Source organism: Brevibacillus sp. FIR094, assembly GCF_050477165.1.
GTDB lineage: Bacteria > Bacillota > Bacilli > Brevibacillales > Brevibacillaceae > Brevibacillus.
Map to the genome: position 1 here is coordinate 33,749 of NZ_JBEAES010000033.1, position 17,411 is coordinate 51,159.

19 protein-coding genes are annotated in these 17,411 nt (G+C 48.8%); all 19 read right to left on the reverse strand.

The window, feature by feature from the left end:
* Positions 1–9: 9 nt before the first annotated feature.
* A complete protein-coding gene (locus ACQ5DJ_RS23730; protein WP_429844574.1) occupies positions 10–786 on the reverse strand; it encodes a ribonuclease HII in 777 nt (258 codons plus the stop codon).
* Between the two features lie 127 nt (positions 787–913).
* Positions 914–1,807, reverse strand: a complete 894-nt coding sequence (gene ylqF / locus ACQ5DJ_RS23735; protein ID WP_429844575.1) for a ribosome biogenesis GTPase YlqF — start codon at positions 1,805–1,807, stop codon at positions 914–916.
* Positions 1,808–1,835: 28 nt separating this feature from the next.
* A complete protein-coding gene (gene lepB, locus ACQ5DJ_RS23740) occupies positions 1,836–2,399 on the reverse strand; it encodes a signal peptidase I (protein ID WP_429844576.1) in 564 nt (187 codons plus the stop codon).
* Between the two features lie 135 nt (positions 2,400–2,534).
* Positions 2,535–2,882, reverse strand: a complete 348-nt coding sequence (gene rplS / locus ACQ5DJ_RS23745; protein WP_007719703.1) for a 50S ribosomal protein L19 — start codon at positions 2,880–2,882, stop codon at positions 2,535–2,537.
* A 166-nt stretch (positions 2,883–3,048) separates the two neighbouring features.
* Positions 3,049–3,780, reverse strand: coding sequence for a tRNA (guanosine(37)-N1)-methyltransferase TrmD (gene trmD, locus ACQ5DJ_RS23750; RefSeq protein WP_429844577.1), 732 nt, complete (start codon positions 3,778–3,780; stop codon positions 3,049–3,051).
* A gap of 12 nt (positions 3,781–3,792) precedes the next feature.
* Entirely contained in the window at positions 3,793–4,320 is a 528-nt protein-coding gene (gene rimM / locus ACQ5DJ_RS23755; protein WP_017249366.1) for a ribosome maturation factor RimM, read from the reverse strand.
* A gap of 6 nt (positions 4,321–4,326) precedes the next feature.
* On the reverse strand, positions 4,327–4,755 hold the full coding sequence (locus ACQ5DJ_RS23760) for a YlqD family protein (RefSeq protein WP_429844578.1): 429 nt from the start codon (positions 4,753–4,755) through the stop codon (positions 4,327–4,329).
* Between the two features lie 86 nt (positions 4,756–4,841).
* Positions 4,842–5,069: a KH domain-containing protein gene (locus ACQ5DJ_RS23765; protein WP_007719711.1), complete on the reverse strand. Its 228-nt coding sequence runs from the start codon at positions 5,067–5,069 to the stop codon at positions 4,842–4,844.
* A gap of 23 nt (positions 5,070–5,092) precedes the next feature.
* On the reverse strand, positions 5,093–5,365 hold the full coding sequence (gene rpsP / locus ACQ5DJ_RS23770) for a 30S ribosomal protein S16 (protein WP_047067992.1): 273 nt from the start codon (positions 5,363–5,365) through the stop codon (positions 5,093–5,095).
* A gap of 113 nt (positions 5,366–5,478) precedes the next feature.
* Positions 5,479–6,891 (reverse strand): signal recognition particle protein, encoded by a 1,413-nt coding sequence (ffh, locus tag ACQ5DJ_RS23775; protein ID WP_429844579.1) that lies wholly within the window; start codon positions 6,889–6,891, stop codon positions 5,479–5,481.
* A gap of 10 nt (positions 6,892–6,901) precedes the next feature.
* Positions 6,902–7,240, reverse strand: a complete 339-nt coding sequence (locus ACQ5DJ_RS23780; protein ID WP_429844580.1) for a putative DNA-binding protein — start codon at positions 7,238–7,240, stop codon at positions 6,902–6,904.
* A gap of 143 nt (positions 7,241–7,383) precedes the next feature.
* Positions 7,384–8,391 (reverse strand): signal recognition particle-docking protein FtsY, encoded by a 1,008-nt coding sequence (gene ftsY, locus ACQ5DJ_RS23785; protein ID WP_429844581.1) that lies wholly within the window; start codon positions 8,389–8,391, stop codon positions 7,384–7,386.
* Between the two features lie 45 nt (positions 8,392–8,436).
* Entirely contained in the window at positions 8,437–12,009 is a 3,573-nt protein-coding gene (smc, locus tag ACQ5DJ_RS23790) for a chromosome segregation protein SMC (RefSeq protein WP_429844582.1), read from the reverse strand.
* Positions 12,010–12,267: 258 nt separating this feature from the next.
* Entirely contained in the window at positions 12,268–12,954 is a 687-nt protein-coding gene (rnc, locus tag ACQ5DJ_RS23795; protein ID WP_026043146.1) for a ribonuclease III, read from the reverse strand.
* Between the two features lie 54 nt (positions 12,955–13,008).
* Positions 13,009–14,250, reverse strand: a complete 1,242-nt coding sequence (fabF, locus tag ACQ5DJ_RS23800; RefSeq protein ID WP_429844583.1) for a beta-ketoacyl-ACP synthase II — start codon at positions 14,248–14,250, stop codon at positions 13,009–13,011.
* Between the two features lie 135 nt (positions 14,251–14,385).
* A complete protein-coding gene (gene acpP, locus ACQ5DJ_RS23805) occupies positions 14,386–14,619 on the reverse strand; it encodes an acyl carrier protein (RefSeq protein WP_005834336.1) in 234 nt (77 codons plus the stop codon).
* 84 nt (positions 14,620–14,703) lie between these two features.
* Positions 14,704–15,444: a 3-oxoacyl-[acyl-carrier-protein] reductase gene (fabG, locus tag ACQ5DJ_RS23810; protein ID WP_429844584.1), complete on the reverse strand. Its 741-nt coding sequence runs from the start codon at positions 15,442–15,444 to the stop codon at positions 14,704–14,706.
* Entirely contained in the window at positions 15,438–16,388 is a 951-nt protein-coding gene (fabD, locus tag ACQ5DJ_RS23815) for an ACP S-malonyltransferase (RefSeq protein WP_429844585.1), read from the reverse strand. The genes fabG and fabD overlap by 7 nt, the downstream gene beginning before the upstream one ends.
* Before the next feature lie 2 nt (positions 16,389–16,390).
* Entirely contained in the window at positions 16,391–17,407 is a 1,017-nt protein-coding gene (locus tag ACQ5DJ_RS23820) for a beta-ketoacyl-ACP synthase III (RefSeq protein WP_429844586.1), read from the reverse strand.
* Positions 17,408–17,411 lie beyond the last annotated feature (4 nt).

Here is a 17,411-nt window from a genome sequence, read left to right on the forward strand (position 1 = left end):
TCGCACTTTTTAGGCGTGCTCTTTTACGCCAGTGAATGTTTTGCGATGAATCGGCGTTGGTCCAAATCGAGCGATTGCTGCCAGATGCTCAGGGGTGCCATAGCCTGCGTGTTTGTCAAAGCCATAGGCTGGATATTGTTCGGCATACTGGGCCATCAATCGATCACGGGTAACCTTCGCTACGATCGATGCGGCTGCAATCGAGACACTCTTGGCATCTCCCCCGATAATCGGAACCTGCTCGCAATCCATTCCGGTTAGCTGCACGGCGTCAATCAGAAGTGCATCTGGCGCTTTACCTGCCTGTTGGATCGCCAGCTTCATTGCCTCTTTAGTAGCAGCTAAAATATTGATCGCATCGATTCTTGCTGCATCGACAATTCCGATTCCCACAGCAAGTGCATCTCTTTGAATGATTTCGCAAAAAGCTTCCCGAGTGGAAACGGGTATCTTCTTCGAGTCATTCAGTCCTGGCAAGTAAAAATCCTTGGGCAGGCACACAGCACACGCGACAACGGGACCAGCCAATGGTCCTCGTCCGACTTCATCTACCCCGAATATGTATTGATGCCCCTTATCAAGCATAGCATTCTCATAAACGGTCATGTCGGCCCACATCTGTGCGAGCTTTTCTTGACGTGCAATCGCTGCTTCCACCTGCTTCGCCAGAGCCTGTACACCCGCTCTTTTATCAACTTTCAGCAATTGTAAAAAATCTTTGGGTACCTCGTCCAACTTTTCCATCGTCACTCGTATTTCTTTTATCGACATATCCGCTAGATTCATTGACTCATTTCTCCTTACAGATCTCAAAGTGCCAATTTAAAAAGACGACTTTTTGAACATCCTCTCATAGTAAAAAAACCTGCCTACCGTATATGTCGGATAGACAGGTTTTTGATGGCTGGAAAGCTTATTCTGGAAAAGATACTGGCTTACCAATCGGTTCGTCCATTTCCCAGTCAATCGGACGCTCGACAGAGATCGTTCCCAGCTTGCCGGAACGCAGCTCACGCAGGAAAATTTCCGCTGCCTTGTCGTAGTCGATATTTCCGCCAGAAACGAGACATCCGCGCTTCTTCCCGATTTCTTCGAGCATTTCTACTCGATCCTCAGGCAATTCTTTTAGCTTGAAGCGTTCGATCAGGCGTTCCGGATAGTAGTGCATCATATAGCTGATGACAAATAATGCTACCTCCGTAAAATCGATGAGCTCGTCTTTAATTGCCCCACTTGCCGCCAATCGCAGACCTACCATCTGATCTTCAAATTTCGGCCAAAGAATACCAGGCGTATCGAGAAGCTCCAGTGTATCGCCCATTTTCACCCATTGTTGCGCCTTGGTTACGGCTGGTCGATCACCTGTTGCCGCTACCGAGCGCTTGGACAAGCGGTTGATAAGGGAAGACTTGCCGACATTAGGGATTCCTAAGATCATGATGCGGATGGCACGACCTTGCATGCCCCGCTCACTTCGCTTTGCCAGCATATCAGCAGCTAGCTCCTTACACATTTCTGGGAGCTTGCTGACACCTTTTCCACTCAGGGCATCAATCGGCAATGTGCGAATGCCTTGTTTGCGAAAATAAGAAATCCACTCATCTGTTGCCCGTTCATCCGCCAAATCTGCTTTATTAAGTAATATCAAACGTGGTTTATCACTGACAATCTCGTCAATCATCGGATTACGGCTGGAAAGCGGCAGACGTGCATCGAGAAGCTCTATGACAACATCGATTAACTTCAGCTTTTCCGTTACTTGACGACGTGCTTTAGCCATATGGCCAGGAAACCATTGAATCGTCATGATGTCTCACCTACCTTGAAGCTTTGCGTTATCTTGTCAAGCGAATTCCCGCAACCGGCCAAAAAGTAAATTCCGCTCTACCAACAACCGTACTGACGGCAACAGGACCAATGGCTCTGCTGTCATGACTGTTCAACCTGTTGTCGCCCATCACAAAGATATGGTCTGCTGGTATTTGGACCGGGGGAAAATCGTGGGTAAAGAACGGCTCTCCCTGCTGCTTCGCTTGTTCTTTTGCTTGTGCAAGATACGGTTCCTCTATCACTTTGCCATTGACCAGCAGCTGATCGTTTTTGACCTCTACTGTATCACCCTCAACAGCGATGACTCTCTTGATGTAATCTCGTTCCTTTTCAGCATGGAACACGATGATTTCACCAGGCTTCGGATCTTGCAAAAAGTAAATCGCTTTGTTCACAACTAATTTTTCGCTATTATGTAATGTACTTTCCATGGATTCGCCTTCTACAATAAACGGGGCGAACAAAAAGGTACGGATGAGAAACGCCAAGATTAAGGCGATCCCAAGCGCCTTTATCCATTCCCATAGTTCATTTTTCTTCTTATGACTGGAGGTAATTTCTTCGCTCATGACTTACGATCCTCCCATGAAAGCTCGTCCAACCTTAGCTGTAACATATGTCAAGATGAACTATTTTATTTCAAGATCGTTAAATGGAAAAAAGAGGCCTGGCAAGCAGGCCAGTCCTCTTTCTAAGCTTTACGCTTATCGACGAATTTCTTTAATACGAGCTGCTTTACCTACGCGATCGCGCAGATAGTACAGTTTCGCACGACGTACTTTACCATGACGCACGATTTCGATCTTGTCGATCTTAGGCGTGTGTACTGGGAATGTACGCTCAACACCTACGCCGTAAGAGATCTTACGAGCAGTAAATGTTTCGCTGACACCTGTACCGCGACGGCGAATGCATACGCCTTCGAACAGCTGGATACGCTCACGCTGACCCTCGATAACCTTAACGTGTACACGAACAGTGTCACCAGGTCGGAACGCAGGAATGTCCTGTTTCAATTGCGCTTTTTCCAGTTCACGGATAATTTGGTTCATTTGAATTTCCTCCTTCCGATAGACGTTCTTACTCGTCTAACCCATAGGTCCAGCCGCTTGGCTGCGTTACGAGTAGCGGACCGCCTTAGTCAGCGGGCAAAATTGCCACAAGAAGTATATTAACACAGAGGGCTCAAAACTACAAGACTCTGCTTCTATTTGTTCCCTACTTTTTTTCTTGTTCCAATTCAGCCAATAGCTTTTTCATTTCATTTGTCAGATCAAGCTTTTCCAACAAATCTGGACGCCGTGCTTTTGTTCGCCGCAGCGATTCTTTTAACCGCCAGCTTTCAATATTGGCGTGGTGGCCTGACAACAATACATTTGGCACCTTCCAGCCGCGAAACTCAGCTGGTCTTGTGTAATGAGGGTATTCGAGCAGTCCTGTTGAAAAGGAATCCTCAACAGCTGACGTCTGGTTTCCCAACGCTCCTGGTTGCAAACGAACGACACTATCAATGACCACCATTGCCGCAAGCTCTCCCCCAGTCAGGACGTAATCGCCAATCGAGATCTCATCCGTGACGAGATGCTCGCGAATTCGCTCGTCGTACCCTTCATAATGACCGCAAATGAAGACAAGGTGCTCTTCTTGCGCTAAGTCTTCTGCAAGCTTCTGATGATAAGGCACACCCTGTGGGCACATCAGAATCACTCGGGGGTTTTTTTCTTCTGTCAAGGCTTCTACGGCCCGGAACAACGGCTCTGGCTTCAAAACCATTCCACCGCCACCGCCATAAGGGGTATCGTCTACCGTCCCATGCTTGCTCTCGGAGAAATCGCGAAAATTGGTGACGTGAAAATCAACCAGCTCTTTTTCGCTTGCCTTTCCCAAAATGCTGCTGGATAAAACACCTGTAAACATTTCGGGAAAGAGCGTGAAAATATCGATCCGCATCTGAAGTTCCTCCTACAGCAAGCCTTCCATCAGATGGCAGACCACACGTTTGTTCGCGATGTCCACTTCCTTGATGCACTCATCGATATATGGCAGCAAGATTTCCCCGCGCTTCCCTTTCACTACCCACACATCGTTTGCTCCTGGCTGCATAACATCCACGATTTTCCCCAGTTCTTCGCCCTCGTCGGTTACTACGACGCAGCCGACGAGCTGATGAATGTAGAACTCGTCCTCTTCTAATTCCATCAGCGCTTCCTCTGGAATTTTCAGCTCTCCGCCCTTGTACTTTTCGATATCGTTAATATGCTCATAGCCTTGAAAGCTCACAATCTCAAAATTTTTATGCGAGCGACGAGAAACGATTTTCAATTTTAGTGGCTCACTGAGTGTCGGATGGAACAAGTACAGCTCATTTCCTTTTCGAAAACGCTGATCTGGAAAGTCAGTCGTTGGTGTTACACGTACCTCACCACGCAGGCCGTGCGTATTAACCAGTTTGCCTACTCCGTAAAAACTATTTTGGCTCAACGTGTTCATTCCTCCTTATTCTTTGTTCCCATTTTTTGTTTGTAGCCGAATTTCATGTACCAGGCCATCTTTTATCATGATTTCCGTTCCGGACATCATTTCATCCCAGACATCGCCCACTTGAATCGTGACAGGGCTTTGCACAGTCTGGTAATCGATCTCGCTTCCCTCTGGGAGATTTTCTACCTGCTGGAGGGTATATGTCAGGTGATCTATCTTTTCCTTGCGTCGACGCTCTTCCTGCGCTATTTTTTCCTGCGCTAACGCATATGTATCCGCAGACTTTTTCTTCGCCTCGGTTAATAACTTTTTCGATTGAAACTGCCACTGCTCCCACTCTTTACGCTGCAAACGAAGTCGTTGGCTATACTGATCAATGAGAGCAGCCCGTGATGCTTCCGTAATGATCAGTTTAACCTGTACCGTCCGAAATATAGTAAGCACCTTCGCCACTCCTTTCGGAAAAACCATCATGGTTTATGAGCATCTTGGATACTAGAAAAAAGACTGGGAAAGCTCCCAGCCTTTTCTCATACAATTTCAACCGTGACACGCTTGTCCGTTTCCACGGATGCGGCGATCACGACCGTGCGCAGGGCTTTCGCGATTCGACCTTGCTTGCCAATAATCTTCCCCATATCATCAGGGTGTACCGACAATTCAAAGACGAGAGTTCGCTCTTTGTCCACTGCGTTAACACGAACCTCATTCGGATGATCGACGAGAGCTTTAGCGATCGTTTCGACCAGCGCTTTCATCATCAAACCTCCAGATGACCGACTTATTTGCCGTATTTGGTTTCGTGTACTTTTGCGAGTACGCCTTCTTTGGAGAGAAGGTTACGAACGGTGTCAGTTGGAGCTGCACCATTCAGGATCCATTGTACCGCTTTGTCGGTATCAATTTTCACCACTGCCGGTTGAGCAACCGGATTGTAGTAACCGATTTCTTCAATGAAACGGCCATCGCGTGGGGAACGGGAGTCAGCTACTACTACACGGTAGAAAGGAGCTTTCTTGGAACCCATACGCTTCAGACGGATTTTTACTGCCATGTTGTGTCACCTCCTGTATTAATCAACGCTAGAAGATCATCTGCGTTGGTGCTACTATATCTGAACCATCGCGGCCAGCTGACAAGTCAGTGTCGCGAAGAGATCATGCCTGCTTACTTGAACGGTGGCTTGAAGTTAAAAGGGAAGTTCATCCCGCCTTGGTTGTTGCCTCCGCCTTTTCCCATGAAAGGTAATCCGAAGCCTTTTTTCTTCGACTTCTTGACCATCTTGTCAGCAGCGCCTGAGAATTGCTTCATCATCTTTTTCATTTCCTCGAATTGCTTGAGGAAACGATTGACTTCTTGAATGCTCGTTCCGCTTCCGCTTGCGATGCGCTTGCGACGGCTGGCATTCAATAAATCAGGATTAGCGCGCTCTTGTTTGGTCATGGATTTGGCGATCGCTTCAACTCGGGCAATCTGCTTCTCATCCACGTTCATTTTGCCCTTCATCTTGTTCATTCCTGGCAGCATGCCGAGAATGTCTTCAAAAGGACCCAGGTTGCGAAGCTGCTGCATGGAATCCAAGAACATGTCGAAGGTAAACTCACCTTGACGCATTTGGCGTTCCATATCGCGTGCTTTGTCTTCATCCACGGATGCCTGTGCTTTTTCAATCAGGCTGAGTACGTCCCCCATACCCAAAATACGGGAAGCCATACGATCCGGATGGAACGGTTCGAGCGCATCCAGCTTTTCACCCATCGCCGCGAATTTGATCGGCTTGCCAGTGACAGCTTTGACGGACAGTGCCGCACCGCCTCGGGTATCACCGTCGAGCTTCGTGAGAACCACACCAGTCAGTTCAAGCTGACTGTTAAAGCTCTCTGCTACGTTGACGGCATCTTGACCTGTCATCGCGTCCACGACGAGCAAAATCTCATCGGGCTTGGTTACCTCGCGAATCTGTTTCAACTCGTCCATCAGCGCTTCGTCAATATGCAGGCGACCTGCTGTATCGATGAGGACTACGTCGAGATGATTCGTCTTCGCGTGTTCAATCGCTTGGCGAGCGATATCGACAGGACTGACTTGATCACCGAGAGTGAAGACGGGAACATTGAGTTGCTCCCCTAAAACCTGAAGCTGCTTGATCGCAGCAGGACGGTAAATGTCTCCCGCTACCAGAAGCGGCTTGCGGTTTTGTTTTTGCAAGTACTTGGCCAGCTTACCGGTTGTGGTCGTTTTACCTGCCCCTTGCAGACCTGCCATCATGATGACAGTTGGCGGGCGGTGCGCCATCGTGAGCTGAGCGACATTGCCACCCATCAGAGCGACTAGCTCTTCATTCACGATTTTGATCACCATTTGACCAGGCGTCAGGCTTTTCATGACTTCCTGACCAACTGCGCGCTCTTTGACACGAGCAACGAATTCTTTTACTACTTTAAAGTTAACGTCTGCTTCCAGCAGGGCCAGACGAACTTCACGCATCGCTTCATTCACGATGGTCTCGTCTATTTTCCCTCTGCCGCGCAGTTTGTCAAACGCGTTTTGCAGCCGATTGGCTAAGCTCTCAAACGCCATGCGAGCCCTCCTAATCCATCTCTGACAGTTGGTGGAGCAAAGTGTTCAGCTCGTCTCTTGTCTCGCTCTCCGAAAGCTCATTTACAAGTTCGTTCATGCGATTCAACACGTCCATGTGCTTTTCATGACGCTCAGCTAGGCGAAGCTTATGATCGTATTCGAACAGTTGCTTCTCTGCCCGCTTAATATGATCATAAACAGCTTGGCGGCTGACCTCATGCATCTCGGCAATTTCTCCGAGCGATAAATCGTCCAGATAGTACAGCTCAAGATATTCTCGCTGCTTGCCCTTGAGTAGCGGCGCGTAAAAGTCAAACAAGAGATTGACTTGATTGGTCTTTTCTAACATGTAACCAATCCTTTGCTATGAGGTACTCGTTTCAAACTGTAAAGACTTTTTCTTTACAGCACGTAGATTATAGTACCTAATTCCACACCTAGTGTCAAGGTTTTTTATTGACATCATTTTTTTGTCTTCGAAACACTATGTTTTTACGCGTTTTCTTGCTCTTCCGTTTCATCTTTTTGGATCAATCCAGCAAAAAGCGCATGAACAAATTGCTCAGGATCAAACTGCTGCAAGTCATCCATTCTTTCACCCAAGCCAACGTATTTCACCGGAATGTTCAGCTCGTTGCGAATCGCAATGACGATACCGCCCTTTGCTGTACCATCCAGCTTGGTCAGGACTAAACCTGTTACACCAGCAGACTGTCCAAACGTTTTCGCCTGCGAAAGCGCATTTTGCCCAGTCGTAGCGTCCAAAACGAGCAAGACCTCGTGCGGAGCTCCTGGCAATTCGCGCTGCAATACGCGGTGAACCTTCGCCAGCTCTTCCATTAGATTGACTTTGTTTTGCAAGCGGCCTGCGGTATCGCACAACAGCACATCGACTTGTCGGGATTTCGCTGCCTGAATCGCATCGTAGATCACAGCAGCCGGATCAGAGCCTTGCTGTTGTTTGATTACGTCAACTCCTACACGCTCTCCCCAAACCTCCAGCTGTTCAATCGCGGCTGCACGGAACGTGTCACCTGCTGCCAGCAGCACTTTTTTATTTTGCTGCTTGAACATATGCGCCATTTTACCGATCGTGGTCGTTTTCCCTACTCCGTTTACCCCAACGAACAAAATGACGTTCAGACGACCGTCCTCTACGTTCAGAGATGTATCCGCAGCATCATCATTTTTCAAAAGGGCAACCAGTTTTTCTGAGAGAATGGGCTGCAGGTCGATCGCATTCTCGATTTTTTGCTTGCGCACTTCTGTCCGCAGGTCGTCAATGAGCTCCATTACGGTATTGACGCCCACATCGGACGTAATCAAAATTTCCTCTAATTCATCGAAAAAGTCATCGTCGATCTTTTTGTAGCGACGTACCAGATCCTCTACTTTTTCTACTAACAGGTCTCTCGTTTTAGCCAAACCATCCGTAAACTTCTGGGTGACCTCTTCGGATTTTTGGACAATAGTATCACGAAGGCGCTTGAAAAAACTCATGTTCATCTTCCTTTGCGGGTAGTATCAATTGAATGGCAAATCCGTTTAAGAGGCTGATTCGATATACTTGTCACTGTCCTCCAGCTTCACGGAGACGAGTTTGGACACGCCGCCCTCTTGCATCGTGATACCGTATAGCACGTCTGCACTCTCCATTGTACCTTTTCTGTGTGTGACGCAAATAAACTGCGTCTGGTTGCTGAAATGGTGCATGTACTCGGCGAAACGGTTAACGTTTGCCTCATCCAAAGCGGCTTCTACCTCATCCAATACACAAAATGGCACTGGCTTCACACGCAGGATGGCAAATAGCAAGGCCATCGCAGTCAAAGCGCGTTCGCCTCCGGATAAGAGCGCAAGATTTTGCAGTTTTTTGCCAGGTGGCTGCGCCACGATATCGATGCCCGTCTCAAGCAGATTATCTGGGTTGGAGAGTACAAGATCTGCGCGTCCTCCTCCAAACAGTTGGACAAACACGTCGCGGAATTGCTCCGAGATTGCATCAAATGTTTCTTTGAAGCGGCGCGACATCTCTGCGTCCATTTCTTGGATCACTTGATAGAGCATGTCTTTTGCTTCATTCAAATCAGCTTCCTGCGAGCTTAAGAACTGCTGACGCTCGGACAAGCGCTCATATTCCTCAATCGCACCAAGATTCACAGTGCCAAGTGCCCCAATCTGCTTTTTGAGACGATTGACCACTTGTGTCTCTTCCTGAATCTCGCCACGTGCCGGGTATTTTTGCTTTGCCAGGTCGTAGCTCATTTCGTATTCTTCGGAGAGTTTATTCAGCAGATGATCGAGCTCTACCTCGTTGCGGTTGACTTTTACTTCTTCCTGATGAAGCTTTTCCTCGAGCGATTTAACCTCGCGGCGGATTTCCTTTACCTGCTGTTCCACTTGCTCCTGCTTGTAAAAGAGAGTCGCCCTCTCACTTCGCCGCTCTTGAATCAAGCCAGCTACACGATCTTTATCCTGACGCAATTCGCTAATGCGCTGATCCAGCTCAAGGCCGGACGATTCGTTCGTTCGCTCCAGCTCATCAAGTGATGCCAAGTTCGCGTTTTGTTCTTCCCATTCGCGCTGCAATTGGCTTTTTTGCTCCAGCAATCGTTCTGTTTGCTCCATGCGCGATTGATACTCTTGCTTGACCTGCGCATTCAGTACTTTGAGACTTGTTATTTTTTGATTCATTTCTTCTTTGGATTCGAGCTGCTCTTGGCGTTTCGCTTCTGCTTCTGCGATCTGCGCACCTAGCTCTTTTTCCTCTTGCTCCATGGCAGCCAAAGAGGCTTGCAACTGCTCTTGCTTCCGTTTGGCTTCTTCCATCTCGCGGCGATAGCCTTCAATATCTTGTTCAACAAGCTTTGCTCGCTCGCCCAAGGATCTGCCTTCCGATTCTTTTTGCTGCAAGAGTCCTTTTACTTCTTGTTCTTTCAGTCTCAGACTCTCGCCTTCTGTACGCAGAGCTTCTTGCTCCTGCTGCATTTGCGCCAGTTCCTTCGTTAGCTGCTCCATAAGGGTAGTATGCCCAGAAATTGCCTGGTCGATTTCTACTAGCTGCGCTTCCAGCTCTTCGGATTGACGGTTGCGTCCAAGCAGGTTCGTGCTGTTCTTTTTCAAGGCCCCCCCTGTCATGGAACCGCCTGCATTCACGATATCGCCTTCCAGCGTCACGACGCGATAGCGGTAGCCAAGCGTACGGGCCACACGGTTTGCTTGCTCCAGCTTTTCTGTAATAATGACGTTGCCCAATAAACTTTCGAGGATAGGTCGGTACGCTTCCTCAAAGCTCACGAGCTCACTCGCGATTCCCACGACTCCGCTCTCTGCCTCTAGCTGGCGCTTATCGCTTGCCTGCAAGGTGCGAGGACGGATGACATCTAGCGGTAGAAATGTCGCCCTACCTGCATTGTGCTGTTTCAAGTGAGTAATGGCTGCACGACCCGATGCTTCGTTGTCCACGACGACGTTTTGCAGTGCGCCACCCAATGCGACTTCCATCGCCGTCTCGTATTGCTGTGGCACGACAACGAGCTCAGCGACCGCTCCATGAATTCCTTTGAAGCCCCGTTCGCGTGCTTTCAAAATTTCTTTTACCCCTTGCTGAAACCCTGCGAACTCCGACTGCATTTCTTTTAACAGGTCAAAACGCGACTTCGCTGCTTCCCGCTTTTGTTCCCAGTGGCGCAACTCTCGACGTGCTGTCTCAAGGCGGGCTTGTCCTTCGCGCATGCCCTCAACCAGCTCTTTGTATCTGATACCGGTTTCTTGAATGGTAGAAACGATCTTCTCCAGCTGATTATGGAGCTGACTCAACTGAGCTAGTCGCTGCTCTTCTTCTTCATCGAGCTGTTTTTTTCCAGACAATTGGCGTTCGACTCTGGCCTCGCTTGTCTTGAGAAGCTGCTCCTGATGGCGATTTTCGTTGCGCAGATTCGCCATTTCGTTGAGCTTTTCGAAGTAATCGCTCTTCAAGCGCTCGACATCATCTGTCAGTGATTGCACCATAGAAAAAAATTGACCTTCTGCTTCTTGCAGCGAAGCGTGGGCTTCGGTCATTCGGCGATCGGCTTCCTTGGCCCGCTCTTGTTCTTCAGCCAGTTCTGCCTCAAGACTGTGCTGCTTCTCGGTAATTCGGTGCATCTGCTCCATCGTCTGCTGACGATTGGCATTGAGATTGCGCATACGCTCCCGCAATACCTCACGTTGCCCTTCGACTTTCTCGGTCTCTTCACTGACTGTCAAAAGTACTTGTTGCAGCTCTTCGATAGATTGGTCGATTTGGGTGACATGAAAACGTGCTTGCTCCAATTCTGCTTCTTGCTTAGATGCTTCGGTCGTTTGTCCGATTAACAGGTGCTTGAGTTCCTCTACGCGTCCAGTGGCTGCTTCCCACTTCGTATGAGCTGCTTCAATTTGCTGCACGTAAAGAGCTACTTCGTGCTCAACCAACTGGCGATGAAGCTCCTTGTATGTCTTGGCTGTTTCTGCCTGCTCCTGTAAAGGTCCGATCTGCTCCGTAATTTCACTGACGATATCGTGAATACGCACCAGATTTTGCTCGGTGTCATCGAGCTTTTTCTCAGCCTCGCGCTTGCGTGTTTTGTATTTGACGATTCCGGCTGCTTCTTCAAATATTCCACGGCGATCCTCGGACTTGGTACTGAGAATTTCCTCAATTTTTCCTTGACCGATAATGGAATACGCTTCTTTACCCAGCCCGGTATCCATGAACAGCTCCATGATGTCTTTTAGACGGCAGGATCTGTTGTTTATGTAGTACTCACTGTCACCAGAACGATACACTCTGCGGGTAACGGATACCTCCGAATATTCCACATCGAGCGAACGATCTGTATTGTCCAAGGTGAGTGTCACTTCTGCGAAATTCACTGGCTTGCGCTTGTCGCTACCCGCGAAAATAATGTCTTCCATTTTCGCTCCACGCAACGACTTCGCGCTCTGTTCCCCCAGCACCCAGCGGATCGAATCAGAAACGTTACTTTTCCCACTTCCATTCGGTCCCACTACGGCTGTTACTCCTGGTACAAATTCCAATTCCGTGCGATCGGCAAAGGATTTGAATCCAGCCAGCTCCAGGCGTTTCAAATACATACGTACGGTCCTCCTTAAGAAACCATCCAGACTGCCTGCCAAACTGACAGATTGAAAACATGCAAGGATCGGATGGTACCCGAAAAGAAGCCCCTGCATCGAACAGGAGCTACCTACTACGAGCCTACATGGTCATCTGAAGGTAAGTGTATCATAGATGGCGGTCATCTCGCAGTATTTTCCCTATGTTTCCCACCCGAAAGAAAAAAGCTGCACCATCTTGTAGCAGATGATGCAGCCCTTCTCGCTGACGAGTAATTATTTATCCCCCAGCTTGACCAATGCTCGTGCAGCAGCTTGCTGTTCCGCTTCTTTTTTGGAGCGGCCAGAGCCGATGCCAAGCGAACGATTGTTCAAAAGCACCTCAGATACGAATTCTCGATTATGAGCTGGTCCTTTTTCTTCTACAATTCGGTAATGGATGTCTCCCAGATTGTCTTGTTGAACAAATTCCTGCAACTGGCTCTTGAAGTCTGTTACCTGGGCAAACTCTCCCTTGTCGATGCGTGGGTACACGTATTTTTCCATAAAGGAAAAGACTGCGTCCAACCCCTGATCCAAGTAAAGCGCACCTACGAACGCCTCAAAAACGTCCGCTAGCAAGGCTGGTCGCTGACGTCCACCTGTCAGCTCTTCCCCTTTTCCCAGCAATACGAGATCGCCAAAATTCAACAGTTCAGCAAACTTGACGAGAGAAGGTTCACAGACAATAGCTGCACGCAGTTTCGTCATTTCCCCTTCGCTCATCTTCGGAAAAGTTTTATATAAAAACTGGGAGACGGTCAACTCCAACACAGCATCCCCCAAAAACTCTAGCCGCTCATTGTCTGATATTCGTTTGCCGCGTTGCTCGTTCACGTAGGAAGAATGGGTGAATGCCTGCCGCAAAACACTTTCATCGCGAAAGCGAAAGCCTATCGTTTCTTGCAGCTGTGCAAAATTCATCACCCTCACCACCATTCCAGGAGACTGCCTACTTTTTCTCTCAGTAGGGCTCATTTATGCTTCGTATCGCTTCAGGACTACCGTCGCGTTGTGACCGCCGAATCCAAATGTATTGGAAACAGCCACATTAACGGTCGCCTTACGCGCATGGTTCGGAACATAGTCCAGATCACATTCTGGATCCGGGTTTTCCAAGTTCATTGTTGGAGGCAGTACTTGATCACGCAGCGCATATGCCGTCGCGATTGCCTCGACACCACCAGTGGCACCCAACAGATGGCCTGTCATCGATTTGGTCGAGCTGACAGCCAGTTTGTATGCGTGCTCGCCAAACACACTTTTGATCGCTTGTGTTTCTGCGATATCTCCTTGGCCAGTAGAAGTTCCATGTGCATTAATATACTGAACTTCCATTGGGTCAACGCCAGCGTCTTTCAGTGCGCTTGCCATGCAACGCGCTGCCCCTTCGCCACCAGGAGATGGAGAAGTAATATGATGAGCATCTGCGCTCATCCCGTAGCCAATGACTTCCGCGATGATCGTTGCTCCACGTTTTTTCGCATGCTCGAGCTCTTCCAGGATCACAACACCAGCACCTTCGCCCATTACGAAGCCATCGCGATCTTGGTCAAACGGACGGCTTGCTTTTTGCGGCTCATCGTTTCTGGTGGACATCGCTTTCGCTGAGCAAAAGCCTGCAAATGCCATTGGACGCACCGTTGCTTCTGCTCCACCTGCGATCATGACATCTGCGTGATCGAACTGGATCAGACGCAGTGCATCACCGATCGCATTTGTACCTGTCGCACAAGCGGTAATCGCGCTGGAAGTTGGTCCTTTTGCACCGTATTGAATGGATACCGCACCAGACGCCATGTTTGCAATCAGCATCGGAATGAAGAACGGACTCACGCGACGCGGTCCTTTTTCCAACAATACGGAATGCTGTTCTTCCCATGTAGTCAGACCACCGATTCCGGACCCGATGTATACACCCACTCGTTCCGCATTTTCTGGCGTGATCTCCAGTTTTGCATCTTCTACAGCCATTTTGGCAGCAGCTAATCCAAACTGAACGAATCGGTCTGTACGTCGGATTTCTTTCTTGTCCATATACTGCTCAGGGTCGAAGTTTTTCACTTCGCCTGCAATTTGTGTTGGATAATCAGAAGCGTCAAAGGCAGCCACACGGTCAATGCCTGATTTTCCTTCCAGCAAGCTGTTCCAGAAGGTTTGCGCGTCATTCCCTACTGGAGAAACGACACCAACACCAGTAATCACCACTCTGCGTTTCATTGCAATCACCTCTATATGAAAGTCAGCAGTCAGCTTCTTACATTCACTGCATGCAAAACGAGTATTTGTTTGGATTATGTACAGGTGACTATTGAAGGAGAAGTCCCGTATGGTACGGGACTTCCAACAGATCAACTACTTGTGAGATTCTATGTATTTAACAACCTCACCAACAGAAGTGATCTTTTCAGCATCTTCGTCGGAAATCTCTAAATCAAACTCATCTTCGAGTTCCATTACGAGTTCAACCACATCCAGGGAGTCAGCGCCCAGGTCTTCTTTGAAAGAAGCTTCCAAAGTAATTTTGGACTCATCTACACCCAGACGATCGACGATAATTTTCTTCACACGCTCCAAAGTATCTGCCATCTTGCTTCACCCCCTCTCCCGTATTATAGTGGATGAGCTTTCAAAAAACCAGTTTTCAGAAAACGCTCGATTGAGGTTTTCTATCTACATGTACATTCCGCCGTCTACGTGGAGAGTCTGACCTGTCATGTAGTTGGCTGCATCGGATGCCAGGAACAGCACCACAGCTGCGATATCATCTGTTTGTCCCAAGCGGGCAAGCGGAATTTGGCTTGTGAGTCCTGCTTTGACATCCTCAGGCAATACAGCAGTCATTTCTGTATCAATAAATCCTGGTGCAACAGCATTCACCGTGATGTTACGGCTAGCCAGCTCGCGAGCAGCCGTCTTCGTCAAGCCAATAACTCCTGCTTTTGCCGCTACGTAGTTAGCTTGTCCTGCGTTCCCCAAAACACCTACTACAGAAGTGATGTTGATGATTTTACCTGAACGCTGCTTCATCATCGGGCGGGTCGCTGCTTTTACGCAGTTGAATACACCCTTCAGATTCGTCGCAATGACATCGTCCCACTCGTCTTCTTTCATGCGCATGATCAGGTTGTCACGAGTAATTCCCGCATTGTTCACGAGAATATCGATCGCACCAAAATGCTCCAGAGCAGCTTTGAACATGTCGTTGACATCTTCTGTAGAAGAAACGTTCGCGCGAATCATGATGGCATCGCGGCCCATTTCTTTAATAAGCGCAACAGTCTCGCTCGCTGCCGCTTCACTACCTGCGTAATTGACAACCACATTAGCACCAGCTTCTGCCAGCTTTAATGCAATCGCACGCCCAATGCCACGGGAAGCCCCTGTGACCAGTGCATTTTTTCCTGTTAGCATAGTACCCCTCCGTTCAATAGCTCAGTAAGTGAATCCATATCTTGTACAGAGATAATCGTCGTATCCGCTGGTGCGATTTTCTTGATCAATCCGGCTAAAACTTTTCCTGGACCGAACTCTACAAAAGTTGTCACACCTGCTTCGACCATCCATTGTACAGAATCCTCCCACAAAACTGGGGCGGAAACTTGTTGAACCAATTGATCTACCATAATGGTAGCCTCGGACACTGGTCGAGCCGTTACGTTTGCCACAACAGGCACAGTCGCCTCTTGTACCGTAACGCCGGCCAATACTACTTGCAGTTTATCTGCTGCGGGCTGCATCAAGCTCGAGTGGAACGGACCGCTTACATTCAACGGAAGGACACGCTTTGCGCCTGCTTCCTTCGCTTTTTCACCGGCCAGCTTCACACCTTCAGCAGAACCAGAGATGACAATTTGCCCTGGGCAGTTCATGTTCGCTAATTGAACAGGATGTCCTGAGGTTGTTACCTCTTCGCAAACCGCATGCAGTGCCGCGCGATCCATGTTCAAGACAGCTGCCATTGCACCTTGTCCAGCTGGCACTGCCTCTTCCATGAACTCACCGCGAGCTCGCACTGTTTTGACTGCATCTGCAAAGGACAAGGCCCCAGCTGCAACCAAAGCAGAATACTCACCCAAGCTGTGACCGGCTACGAACGCAGGCTTATAGTCAGGCAACTTTTCGTTTAATGCTGCCATAACAGCGATGCTTGCTGTCAAAATAGCTGGCTGTGCGTTTGCTGTCAGCTTCAATTCCTCTTCTGGTCCTGCAAAACACAGTCCTGACAAGGAAAAGCCGAGCGCTTCATCAGCCTGCTCAAATATGTGACGGGCCGCTTCCGATTGTTCAGAGAGCACTTGCCCCATTCCTACAAATTGTGAACCTTGCCCTGGAAAAACAAAGGCTACTTTTCCCATTCCTACTTGCTCCCTTCTGCAGGAGTCGTGCACCACTTCAAGAGCGTCGCTCCCCAAGTCAAGCCGCCACCAAACCCAACCAGAACCAGGTTATCGCCTTCTTTTACGCGACCAGCCTTGACTGCTTCATCCAACGCTACTGGAATGGAAGCAGAGGACATGTTTCCATAGCGATCCAGGTTGATCGCAACTTTGTCCTCAGACAGACCGAAACGCTGTACTGCAGAATCGATGATGCGTTTGTTTGCCTGATGTGGCACCAACAGGTCGATCTCATCCTTCGATACGCCCGCTTTGGACAAAACAGCCTCTGTTGCAGAATTCATGACGCGAACGGCGAATTTGAAAACTTCTCCGCCTGCCATGTAGAGATAATGCAGTCCTTGTTCAACAGACTCAGTAGATGCAGGTGTTCTGGAACCACCTGCTGGTATGCACAAGAGAGATCCGCCTGATCCATCTGCGCCGAGCTCAAAGGACTGGAAGCCGTAGCCCTCAGTAACTTCACCGATAACAGCTGCACCTGCGCCGTCTCCGAACAACACACATGTATTTCGATCTTTGTAATTTGTAATTTTGGACAACGTCTCAACGCCTACGACCAGCACTTTTTTATACAAACCGGTTTCGATGTACTGAGTCGCTGTCGTAATTCCATACAAAAAGCCTGTGCAAGCCGCGGAAAGATCCATAGCAGCAGCACGTGTAGCACCCAGCTTTTCTTGCAGCAAGCAAGCAGTAGAAGGGAACGACATATCAGGCGTTACGGTAGCGACAATGATCATATCCAGCTGTTCTGCACTGATGTTTGCTTTTTCGAGCGCTTCTTTGGCAGCCTCGTAAGCCAAGTCGGAGGAAGCTTGCTCCGGTGAGCTAATGCGGCGTTCTCTGATGCCAGTTCGGGAAACAATCCACTCATCAGAGGTTTCCACCATTTTCTCCAGATCAAAGTTCGTCAACACCCGCTCCGGGGTATACGACCCTGTAGACAAAATCCCTACTGAACGCTTTGCACTCATCTGC

Coding starts and splice junctions, on each gene's coding strand:
- rimM (WP_017249366.1), bottom strand. CDS start 4,320: ATGAACACGTTGAGCCAAAATAGTTTTTACGGAGTAGGCAAACTGGTT.
- fabG (WP_429844584.1), bottom strand. CDS start 15,444: ATGCTAACAGGAAAAAATGCACTGGTCACAGGGGCTTCCCGTGGCATT.
- ACQ5DJ_RS23780 (WP_429844580.1), bottom strand. CDS start 7,240: ATGTTAGAAAAGACCAATCAAGTCAATCTCTTGTTTGACTTTTACGCG.
- ACQ5DJ_RS23730 (WP_429844574.1), bottom strand. CDS start 786: ATGAATCTAGCGGATATGTCGATAAAAGAAATACGAGTGACGATGGAA.
- acpP (WP_005834336.1), bottom strand. CDS start 14,619: ATGGCAGATACTTTGGAGCGTGTGAAGAAAATTATCGTCGATCGTCTG.
- ffh (WP_429844579.1), bottom strand. CDS start 6,891: ATGGCGTTTGAGAGCTTAGCCAATCGGCTGCAAAACGCGTTTGACAAA.
- fabF (WP_429844583.1), bottom strand. CDS start 14,250: ATGAAACGCAGAGTGGTGATTACTGGTGTTGGTGTCGTTTCTCCAGTA.
- rplS (WP_007719703.1), bottom strand. CDS start 2,882: ATGAACCAAATTATCCGTGAACTGGAAAAAGCGCAATTGAAACAGGAC.
- ylqF (WP_429844575.1), bottom strand. CDS start 1,807: ATGACGATTCAATGGTTTCCTGGCCATATGGCTAAAGCACGTCGTCAA.
- ACQ5DJ_RS23765 (WP_007719711.1), bottom strand. CDS start 5,069: ATGAAAGCGCTGGTCGAAACGATCGCTAAAGCTCTCGTCGATCATCCG.
- lepB (WP_429844576.1), bottom strand. CDS start 2,399: ATGAGCGAAGAAATTACCTCCAGTCATAAGAAGAAAAATGAACTATGG.
- rnc (WP_026043146.1), bottom strand. CDS start 12,954: ATGAATTTTGCACAGCTGCAAGAAACGATAGGCTTTCGCTTTCGCGAT.
- ACQ5DJ_RS23820 (WP_429844586.1), bottom strand. CDS start 17,407: ATGAGTGCAAAGCGTTCAGTAGGGATTTTGTCTACAGGGTCGTATACC.
- rpsP (WP_047067992.1), bottom strand. CDS start 5,365: ATGGCAGTAAAAATCCGTCTGAAGCGTATGGGTTCCAAGAAAGCTCCT.
- smc (WP_429844582.1), bottom strand. CDS start 12,009: ATGTATTTGAAACGCCTGGAGCTGGCTGGATTCAAATCCTTTGCCGAT.
- trmD (WP_429844577.1), bottom strand. CDS start 3,780: ATGCGGATCGATATTTTCACGCTCTTTCCCGAAATGTTTACAGGTGTT.
- fabD (WP_429844585.1), bottom strand. CDS start 16,388: ATGGGAAAAGTAGCCTTTGTTTTTCCAGGGCAAGGTTCACAATTTGTA.
- ftsY (WP_429844581.1), bottom strand. CDS start 8,391: ATGAGTTTTTTCAAGCGCCTTCGTGATACTATTGTCCAAAAATCCGAA.